This is a genomic window from Povalibacter sp., assembly GCF_036735925.1.
Lineage (GTDB): Bacteria > Pseudomonadota > Gammaproteobacteria > Steroidobacterales > Steroidobacteraceae > Steroidobacter.
Map to the genome: position 1 here is coordinate 1 of NZ_DAINNK010000129.1, position 9,059 is coordinate 9,059.

Consider the following 9,059-nt stretch of genomic DNA (forward strand, 5'->3'; position numbering starts at 1 on the left):
GACGGCAACAGACAAACCAAGCCTACTGTCACCGCGCCACATCTCGACTCTACCGAAGACGGACATGGCCCGCAGTCGGAGCGGGTTCTTAGATCCTGCTTCTTTTGCGGTGTTGAGCGCCTACAAAGAACTTCGTGACCCGCAGCGAGCTGAGCGTGATGCTGACTTGTATTTCCGCGGGGTGCGAGCGCGCCGGTGCAGGGGCCGGCTCGAAGCCAGCCCCCACATTTCAGGCGCCCTTCGGATTCGGCCCGAAGCGGTTCTCGCCCGGCGTGCTGTCGAGACAGAAGAACACGATCAGCACGATCGCGCCGATGAGGGGAATGAAACCGATCAGCAGCCACCAGCCGCTGCGATCGGTGTCGTGCAGGCGCCGTACGCTGACCGCGATGCTGGGAATGATGACGGCGAGCGAGTACAGGCCGCCCAGCAATCCGATTCCGTACTGGAGGCTGGTCGTGCCGGTGAGGCCGTCGACGATGCCCAGCACGAAACCGACGATGATGTTGAACAGGAAGAACATCCAGTATTCCTTGCGCCGCGCGCGACCGGAAAACACTGCATATTTCTTGAGTACGTCCAGATACCAGTTCATTCGCGTGTCCCTCGTCTGTTGTGGTTCTTGTGAGCTGTCCGCGGGCTGGCCTCGCGCGACCGTTTCCTTATAGCAGGACTGCAAGTCAGGCGTCCCGTTCGCCGATTCCGACGCCCGGTTTCGCGCATGAATGCAGCGCTTTCATCCCCCGGCCTATCGCGCCGCCGTGACCGGGCGTGCTCCAATCGGCCTCATGAACGCCCGCGTCGAAACCCATCCCGAAGCTGCGTCGACGGCCGTTGCCGTGCTCGGCGCGCTCAGCTTCTGTCACTTCCTCAACGACATGATGCAGTCGCTGCTGCCGGCGATGTATCCGATTCTCAAGACCGGGCTGCAGCTCGATTTCGGTCAGATCGGCCTGGTCACGCTGACGTACCAGATCACCGCGTCGCTGCTGCAGCCGCTGGTGGGCTGGTTCACGGACAGGCGGCCGCTGCCGTATGCGCTGTCGTGCGGCATGGGATTCACGCTGATCGGTTTGCTGCTGCTGTCGCACGCATGGAGTTTTCCGATGCTGTTGCTCGCAGCGGCCGTCACCGGCATCGGCTCATCGATCTTTCATCCGGAATCATCGCGACTGGCGCGATTGGCATCGGGCGGCCGGCACGGGTTCGCGCAGTCGGTATTCCAGGTCGGCGGCAATGCGGGCTCGGCGATCGGACCGCTCGCGGCTGCGTTCATCGTGCTGCCGAACGGGCAGGCCAGCGTCGCGTGGTTCGCGCTGGCCGCAATGCTCGGCATGATCCTGCTGGCGAAAGTCGGCGGCTGGTATGCGCGTCATAACCTGCGGCAGGCAAACCGGAAGAAAGTCGTTGCCGCGCATGCGCCGCTGAGCCGCGGCAAGGTGGCGAGTGCGCTGGCGATCCTCGTCGCGCTGATTTTTTCGAAGTACTTCTATCTCGCGAGCTTCACCAGCTACTTCACGTTCTATCTCATTCACAAGTTCAACGTGTCGATCGGGTCGGCGCAGGTGTACCTGTTCGTGTTCCTGGCGGCGGTCGCGATCGGCACGATCGTCGGTGGTCCGGTGGGCGATCGCATCGGCCGCAAGTATGTCATCTGGATTTCCATTCTCGGCGTGCTGCCGTTCACGCTGATCCTGCCGCACGCGAACCTGTTCTGGACCGGCGTGCTGTGCGTGCCGATCGGCCTGATCCTCGCCTCGGCCTTCTCGGCGATTCTCGTGTATGCGCAGGATCTCGTGCCCGGCAAGGTCGGCATGATCTCCGGCCTGTTCTTCGGCATCGCCTTCGGCATGGGCGGTCTCGGCGCCGCCGTGCTCGGCCATCTCGCCGATGTCACCAGCATCGAATACGTCTACGGCCTGTGCGCGTACCTGCCGCTGATCGGCGTGCTGGCGGCGTTCCTGCCCGCGATGGAGAAGAGGTAAGAAGAACAGGAATTTCACACGGAGAGCACAGAGATCACGGAGATAAGAGGAAGAGGAATTTCCACGGGGGACACGGGGAACACAGGGTTCGGAACAGAAAATTTCATTTCTTGTCCCCGTGCTCCCCGTGTCCCCCGTGGAAACTTCCTTTTTCCTTTCCTCGAACTCTGTGCTCTCTGCGTGAAATCTTCCGCTTGTCTCGCGACCTCCGTGTTCTCCGTGAACTCCGTGTGAAACTTTCCTTATCCGAGCGCCGCCAGCATTCGCCGCAAGGCGAAGTGCCGGTAGCTGTGCAGCATGAGCTGTTCGATTTCCTTCCAGTCGGCGCTTTTCGTCACGTCGATGGCGATCCAGCCGTTGTGGCCCATGTAGGCGGGAATGGAGGAGCGGGGATCTGACGTCAGCAGCGATTGCTGTTCGACGCCGGCCCAGAACAGCAGCGTGATGCCGTTGCGGCCGTGTCCGGTGCAGGCGAAGGTCTTCTTGCCGGCTTTCCAGACCGGTACGCCGAATGCCTTGTCTTCGGCCGTTTCCGGCAGCGCCAGGCACAGGGCGCGCAGCTTCTTGATCACCTGCTGCGCGCGCTTGCCCTGCAGCGGATCGATCTGCTCCGGTTTGAGCTTCGCCGTCGGCGGTTTGATCTCGATGGTCTTGCCGAGCGACCGGCTCAGCGCAGGCGGCGCGACTTTCTCGTACGCCTCGCGCACGAGCTTCGCGACGCGCTTCCACGAAATGCCCTTGTCGAGATGCACGCCGAGCCAGCCGCGCGGCCCGACATACGGCGGCACGAAGAAGTGTCTGGGTTCTTCCTTGGTGTACAGGGCCTGTGCGCCGTCGGGCGCATTCAGCAAGAGTGCGATCCGGCCATCGCCATGATGATTGACACTGTAGGTGGCGAAGGTCTTGCCGCGAACGCGGAAGTTGGGCGAGCCGTGCGACAGGAATTCCTCGGCTTGCGGCAGCCAGAGGCAGACTTCACGAACCGCTGCGTCGATGTCCTTGGCCATGCGGCGAGGCTAGCGGGCCGCGGTGGTCGCGGCAAGGAGAGGAATTAGGAGGCCGCAAAAGACCGCAAAAAAGAAATGAGGGATGGAAAGCGACGGAATCCTCTATATCCCTACTTCTTTCATGCGGTCTTTTGCGGTTCTCGTTCCTTACTTCGGCGGCTGCTGCGCCGGTGCTGCGGGTGCTGCCGCATCGAGCTTGACGACGCGCTTGGTGAAGCGCCAGCCCTGCGGGGTCTTGGTCAGCACGTCCGTGTAGACGCCGGTGCTGTAGATCGACTTGGTCGCGACGTCCACCAGCATCAGGTACACGGTGCCTTCGGCCTTGGTGCCGTCGCCGGTGAGGCGCAGGTTGGTGTTCCAGTGGCGACGGGTGGTGCCGCCCATGCGTTCGTGCCAGGCCTTGGCGAAGCCCACCAGGCCGTCGTGGCCGGTGTAGCTCATGAACGTGCCGTCGGGCGTGAAGGTCGCTGCCCAGCCTTCGGGGTCATTGGCGTCCAGCGTGAGGTTGTACTGGGCGTAGAGCTGTTCGATCTCGGCATAGTCCTGGGCCGTCAGGGCATCGGCCCGCGAGGCGTGCGGGATGACGGCGGCGGCCAGTGCCAGAACGGTGAGCAGTGCGGATTTCATGAAGTCCTCTGGGTCGTGCGGATGGATCGTCAACCATACGCCATTTTGAGCATCTCCATCACGCCCCGGATCTGGATGATCCAGTAGACGGCGGCGGTGAGGATGATGGCGAGCGAGACGGCGGCGGCAATTTTTTCGCGGAGCTGCATGAAGCGGCCTCCCTCAGGAGAAGCCGATCCACCGGCCGCAGGCGGCGACGGTGAACCAGACGGTGATCGAGGCAATGGCCACGAGTTTCAGCAGCCAGCCGGGAATCCGGGAGTGATCCTTCTTCAGCAGCGGCCGCTTCACGGCGAACACGAAGAGGATGCCGGTGGCGAGCGCCGCCATCTTGGCCCAGTAGAAATCGTTGTAGTACGCCTTCATCGCGACGCCGGCGACCATGAAGATGCCCGAGAGAAGAATGATGGCGAGCGCGACCTTGAACCACTTGTGCGCGCCGTCGGCGACGACGTTCGAGGGCACGTCGCGCAGCGCCACGTTCAGCAGCCTCAGGTCCGTGACGAGTACGGTGCCGCCGAGCAGCGCCATCGAAGCGAGGTGCACCGTCTGCGCCGCCGCGTACACGCCGCCATAGGACTTGGCGATGTGACCGAGCGTGGAGCCTTCGAGCCAGGTGAAGAACGACATGACGTCCATGGGCTACTCCTTCACTCGCTCGCGCCGGCGACGCAGCCGGCGGCCCAGTTGATGAAGGCCGACTGGTCCTGGCCGCAATCGAACCAGTCGTACGCGATGGCGCGACCGGCGAAGATGATGACGATCCACAGCGACAGCGACAGTCCCGCGCCGACCCGCACGTTCTTCGGCGGCACGGCATCGAGATCCCAGGTCGGCTTCGCCTTTTTCATGCGGTTGCGGAAGATCCAGGCATTGATGCCGGCGGCGACGAGCAGGATCACCTTGAGACGGAACCACACGCTCTGGGTCGTGCGCACGGGAATCGCATAGAACAGCAGCAGGCCGGTGACGATCATCACGGCGAAGCCGATCATCATCGGCAGGTCGAGCCGTTCGGCGATCTTCGATGCCGGCACGTTCGTGAACGCGAGGCCCAGCATGCGCAGATCGATGACGAACAGCATGCCGAGAAAGACGGTGAGGGTCAGGACGTGGGTCGTCTCGATCCAGTTGTACATGTAGAACGATTCGTGCAGGCCGACACTCCATTGCTGGGCGCCGAGCCATTGCGCGAAGGTCAGCAGCAGTTCATTCAGCACGCGCGGGAAACCCCTCTGCCAGATTCGTCGGCGCTGTAGTGGTTCAAGTCGCGCCGTGAGATCGAGTGACCGCAGTATACGGACCGGTTTGCGCGCTCCCCATCGGGGCAGCGTGAAGAATTATTCGCGGCGGTTTCTTCCTGTGGGGCCGGCTTTGGCCGGCCTTCGGAAGGAGTCAGGCTGAAGCCTGACCTACAGGAGACAGGCGAAGCCGTCCGTGGCTTCGCCGGCGGACCGGAAAGGGGACCGGGCCGCCTGCCGTGCGCGGTTACTTCTTGTCTTCGGGATCGCTGCCGTCCTGCGGCGCGCCGGTACCCGAGGAACCCATGAACAGCTTGCGGCCGTCGGGGAAGGTCACGTCGCGGCCGTTGGCGCGGCACTTCGGCTTGCACAGGCCGTCCTTCGACTGATAGCCGCGCACCACGATGACGGTGCCGATCTGGAGCGAATCCTTGGTGATGCCACGGCGCAGCAGCGTGTTCGGCGTGCCGCCTTCCACCATCCAGCCGGTGGTCGTGCCATCGGGATTCTTCACGTCGATGTGGATCCACGCATGCGGATTGATCCACTCGACCTTGGTGACCGGGCCGGTCAGGTTCACCGGACGATTGCCGTCGAATTCCGCGGCGAACGCGTGATGCGCCACCGAGGGCGCGGCACCGATCAGCAGTCCGCCGAATCCGGCCGCGACGGCACCGGCGATGAGAAACTTCTTGCGCATTGCATCCACCTCTTGGTTCGAATCGTCATTCCGCCGCGGGCTTGTCGGCCGCCGGCGTCGGCTTCTTGCGATATTCGCCGTACATCAGTTCCTCGACGAACTCGACGCACTTGAACTGGCCGAGCTGTGCATCCGGCTCGACGCGGCGATACAGCGGCATGCTGATCTTCCACGGACGCGTGTACAGGTCGGGATTCTCGATCGTGGCTTCGTACCAGATGTGGTCCTGGCCGCGCAGCGTGTAGCGCTCGGTCACCTTGTGCTTGTCGGTGGTGTAGTTGCCGGCGCGATCGAGCCAGGGCGAGCCGTTGAAACCGGTCGCCTCGATCACGAGCGTGTCGCCTTCCCACTTGCCCGCGGACTGGCCCATCCACGAATCGGCGGGCGGCGGTCCCGGGTCTTTCATGTAGATGTTGCGCACGGCGCCGGCGTACTCGTAGGCGATGAACGTGTAGTCCTTGCTCTGCACGATCTGGAACGGATACGGCATGTAGGTCGCGCGCGGCACGCCCGGCAGGTAGCACTTGATCTCGGGATCGGAAGTCAGCCAGTTCTTCTGGTTTTCCTTCTTCTGCGCCAGCGCTTCGGGCTTGTAGGGAATCGAGCCGCCTTCGACGACGCCGAGTCCACCGGGTACCGATCCGACCGCGCCCAGCGCGACCACCTGGGGCGCCGGCACGGGAACGAACTGACCGGGTACCATCGCCAGCGCGGCCCGGGCCGCATGCGGTTCGAGGTCGTAGTTCGCGGTGTTGAGCGCCTGCCAGATGCCGTTCAGGTCGGGCTTACCATCGGGCAGGCGCGGAATCTTGGGCGCCGGTGCGGCGGCCAAGGCGAGTGATTGGACGCCCACGGCTACAACCGCCGCCATCAGGACGCGTGAGAAGACGCTTCGCATCGAGGTTCCCCCGGAGGACTTATTGAGGTCGGTCGTTGTCGGTTTTTGCGTTGGCGCATAGCGTACCGGCTCTTCCAACGACGTGTGTAACTTGCTTGAACTCGCCGGAACAGGCGAGTTCATTTCTGTAAAGAATGGTCAGGCCGTTAGCCGTTTTTTATAACGTTTAGCTAACGCGCGTAACGGGGTTCGGAATGCGGCGGCGAGGCGGCGGAAGCTTTCGAAAAAGCGGCCAGCCAGGCCGCCGCCGGTTTTACGTGGCGGGACGCTCCCGGGGACGCTGTTTGCGCCGCAGCACGAGGAAATCGCATGAGTGATGACAGGACCGAACGTCTGGAACTGAAGCTCGCCTTCCTGGAGCGGGCCAACCAGGAACTGAGCGACGTCGTCTATCGGCAGCAGCAGGATCTCGACGCCCTGAAGCTGCAGGTGCGCGAACTGCTGGGGCGCATCGAGGACCTGCGCGAAGAGCCCGCGCGGTATACGGCGGAGCAGGAAAAGCCGCCGCACTACTAGCGGACGAGCCATGAGTCGTGAGCTACGAGCCAGAAGGTTGCGGGTGCCCTCTGGCTCGCTGCTCATCGCTCGCCGCTTCTTCAACCCTTCCGGCGTTTCTCCACTTTCTCCACGACCTTCGATCGCAACGCCAGGTCGGTGTTCAGCAGATCGGCGATGCGGTTGAACTCCTCGACCTGCAGGCCTTCGCGCTCGACCGCCGCGATCATCTGTCGCTCGGCAGTGGCCTTGACCTGCGTTGCCTCCTGCTCATCGGCGGCATTGCTCAGCTGCTGCGCCGCCTGGGCCTGGATGTCCTGCACGGCAACGAAGGCCGCGGCGAACTGATCGACCTTCTTCTCCTCGATCTGCACGGTGCTGGTCTGCGGCGCAGCAGTCTCGGGAAGCGGCGGTCCCTGTTCGGCGGCGGTCTGCGAGAATGCGGTCGACGCGATCAGGAGGCCGGATGCAACGATCGCGACGCGGGTATTCAGTCGAACGTGTTTCATGAAACGTCTCCCTTCAGCGAGAACATGCGGTGAATGTGTCAGGGACACACACTCCGCAATACGCGGGGAGCGGCAGGGTTCCGCGTCGCTGCAACTTCGTCGACGCGTGTGGTCGATCGCGCCACGTGCGGCGCGGATTGAAATGATTTCCCGTCGTCGAATCGCGACGCGTTCGAGGCGCGGTCGTTACCGCAGCGGTCGCACCATCTTTTCCATCAGGCGCTCCAGCGCGAGCCGCGGATCGGCGCTGCGGCCGAGGTGAACGGCCGACGTCTGGATGACGGTGCTGCGCGGAGCGACCAGCCAGTGAAAGCGCTCGCGTTGCGAGAGCCGGCCGATCGGACCGGCCGGTTCGCCGCCGCGACAGATGAGCGGAATGCTGGCGAGATTGGCGCGTACCGCTTCGAGATCGACGTCGGGCGCGAGTGCGAGCAGCCGCGCTTCGTCGAGTTCGATGCGCGCTTCGAGAAAATCCGTTTTCTGGCAGGACACGATCACGCCCGCGTTGATGAACTCCTGGCGTTCCACGCGCGGCACGACACGCACGATGGCGTAGTCATACAGGCACTGCACGGATCGCCTCCTCGAGGAAAGCCTGCGGCGCCTGCAGGCGGCGGTTCAGATATTCGTTGTAGGCGGCACGATACGCAGCAGGATTCGCGAACTGTTCGTCGCCCGACAGCCAGGCATCGGGAATCAGGTTCACGATGCGCTCGATGACCTGCGGTGTGATCTTCGCGCTGAGTTCGGGACCGACCTCGCGCAGGCGGGTCGCGAAGCGCAGCAGCACGTGATCCTTGATCATGGCGAAGCGATCCTGCGCGCGGTCGCGCCAGCCGTCCCAGGAATGATGGAAGTACAGGGCCGCGCCATGATCGATCAGCCAGAGCTGGCGATGCCACATGAGCATGTTGGTGTTGCGCGCCGTGCGGTCGACGTTGCTGATGAATGCATCCAGCCAGACGACGGACGACGCGAGCCGCGCGTCGGGCTGCCATACGATCGGATCGAACATCACCGAGGCGGGCAGGTAGTCGAGCGCCAGGTTCAAGCCGTCGCTCGCGTGAATGAGCGACTGGATTTCCGGATCGGGCTCGGTGCGCGCCAGCTCGCCGTCGAGTTCGACGAATACGATCTCCGGCACCGGCAGGCCGGCGGCGCGCGCCAGTTCGCCGCCCACCAGCTCCGCGATCAGCGCCTTCTGACCCTGCCCGGCGCCGCGGAATTTCAGTACATACATGCCGTCGTCGTCGGCCTCGACGATCGCCGGCAGGGAACCGCCTTCGCGCAGCGGCGTGACGTAACGGGTGGCGGAAACGGTTCGCATGAGCGGAGTGTAAGAGAAGATTTCACACGGAGTTCACGGAGATCACGGAGGAGAGAAGAGAATTTCCACGGGGGACACGGGGAACACGGGGGTTCGGAACAGGAAAAATCTCTTCTTGTCCGAGCGAAGGAAAATTTTCCTTTCCCCGTGCTCCCCGTGTTCCCATTCCTCCCCCGTGGAAATTTCTTGCTCTTCATCTCCGTGTTCTCCGTGATCTCCGTGTGAAATTCTTCTACTCCGCGATCTTCGCCCCATCCACCCGGAAGCGCA

At 63.3% G+C, this 9,059-nt stretch carries 12 protein-coding genes; 2 read left to right on the forward strand and 10 right to left on the reverse strand.

The features are described from left to right. Positions 1 to 229: 229 nt before the first annotated feature. Positions 230 to 595 (reverse strand): DUF805 domain-containing protein, encoded by a 366-nt coding sequence (locus V7D81_RS22270; protein ID WP_324320454.1) that lies wholly within the window; start codon positions 593 to 595, stop codon positions 230 to 232. A gap of 193 nt (positions 596 to 788) precedes the next feature. Here V7D81_RS22270 and V7D81_RS22275 point away from each other — a divergent pair, with 193 nt between their 5' ends. After that, positions 789 to 1,985, forward strand: a complete 1,197-nt coding sequence (locus tag V7D81_RS22275) for an MFS transporter (protein WP_324320456.1) — start codon at positions 789 to 791, stop codon at positions 1,983 to 1,985. Between the two features lie 242 nt (positions 1,986 to 2,227). Here the strand turns inward: V7D81_RS22275 and V7D81_RS22280 are convergent, their stop codons facing one another. The 6 genes from V7D81_RS22280 to V7D81_RS22305 form a co-directional block, all read right to left on the reverse strand. Continuing rightward, positions 2,228 to 2,992, reverse strand: coding sequence for an MmcQ/YjbR family DNA-binding protein (locus V7D81_RS22280; protein WP_324320458.1), 765 nt, complete (start codon positions 2,990 to 2,992; stop codon positions 2,228 to 2,230). 147 nt (positions 2,993 to 3,139) lie between these two features. Next, positions 3,140 to 3,619 (reverse strand): nuclear transport factor 2 family protein, encoded by a 480-nt coding sequence (locus tag V7D81_RS22285; protein ID WP_324320461.1) that lies wholly within the window; start codon positions 3,617 to 3,619, stop codon positions 3,140 to 3,142. Between the two features lie 162 nt (positions 3,620 to 3,781). Beyond that, complete coding sequence (locus tag V7D81_RS22290; protein ID WP_324320463.1) at positions 3,782 to 4,258, reverse strand: DUF6644 family protein; 477 nt, start codon at positions 4,256 to 4,258, stop codon at positions 3,782 to 3,784. An 11-nt stretch (positions 4,259 to 4,269) separates the two neighbouring features. After that, positions 4,270 to 4,839: a DUF6644 family protein gene (locus V7D81_RS22295; protein WP_324320465.1), complete on the reverse strand. Its 570-nt coding sequence runs from the start codon at positions 4,837 to 4,839 to the stop codon at positions 4,270 to 4,272. Between the two features lie 268 nt (positions 4,840 to 5,107). Then, on the reverse strand, positions 5,108 to 5,560 hold the full coding sequence (locus V7D81_RS22300) for a DUF6152 family protein (RefSeq protein WP_324320467.1): 453 nt from the start codon (positions 5,558 to 5,560) through the stop codon (positions 5,108 to 5,110). Between the two features lie 25 nt (positions 5,561 to 5,585). Continuing rightward, complete coding sequence (locus tag V7D81_RS22305) at positions 5,586 to 6,458, reverse strand: hypothetical protein (RefSeq protein WP_324320469.1); 873 nt, start codon at positions 6,456 to 6,458, stop codon at positions 5,586 to 5,588. Between the two features lie 309 nt (positions 6,459 to 6,767). Here V7D81_RS22305 and V7D81_RS22310 point away from each other — a divergent pair, with 309 nt between their 5' ends. After that, positions 6,768 to 6,974, forward strand: coding sequence for a SlyX family protein (locus tag V7D81_RS22310; protein WP_324320471.1), 207 nt, complete (start codon positions 6,768 to 6,770; stop codon positions 6,972 to 6,974). Between the two features lie 80 nt (positions 6,975 to 7,054). On the opposite strand, the gene V7D81_RS22315 is transcribed toward V7D81_RS22310, so the two are convergent. From V7D81_RS22315 to V7D81_RS22325, 3 genes are all read right to left on the reverse strand, one after another. Further along, complete coding sequence (locus V7D81_RS22315) at positions 7,055 to 7,462, reverse strand: DUF4168 domain-containing protein (RefSeq protein WP_324320473.1); 408 nt, start codon at positions 7,460 to 7,462, stop codon at positions 7,055 to 7,057. A 186-nt stretch (positions 7,463 to 7,648) separates the two neighbouring features. Then, positions 7,649 to 8,035, reverse strand: coding sequence for a DUF3037 domain-containing protein (locus V7D81_RS22320; RefSeq protein WP_324320475.1), 387 nt, complete (start codon positions 8,033 to 8,035; stop codon positions 7,649 to 7,651). Further along, positions 8,019 to 8,789 carry a HipA family kinase gene (locus V7D81_RS22325; RefSeq protein WP_324320477.1) on the reverse strand — a complete coding sequence of 257 codons (771 nt, stop codon included), beginning with the start codon at positions 8,787 to 8,789 and terminating at the stop codon, positions 8,019 to 8,021. The genes V7D81_RS22320 and V7D81_RS22325 overlap by 17 nt, the downstream gene beginning before the upstream one ends. Between the last annotated feature and the right edge of the window lie 270 nt (positions 8,790 to 9,059).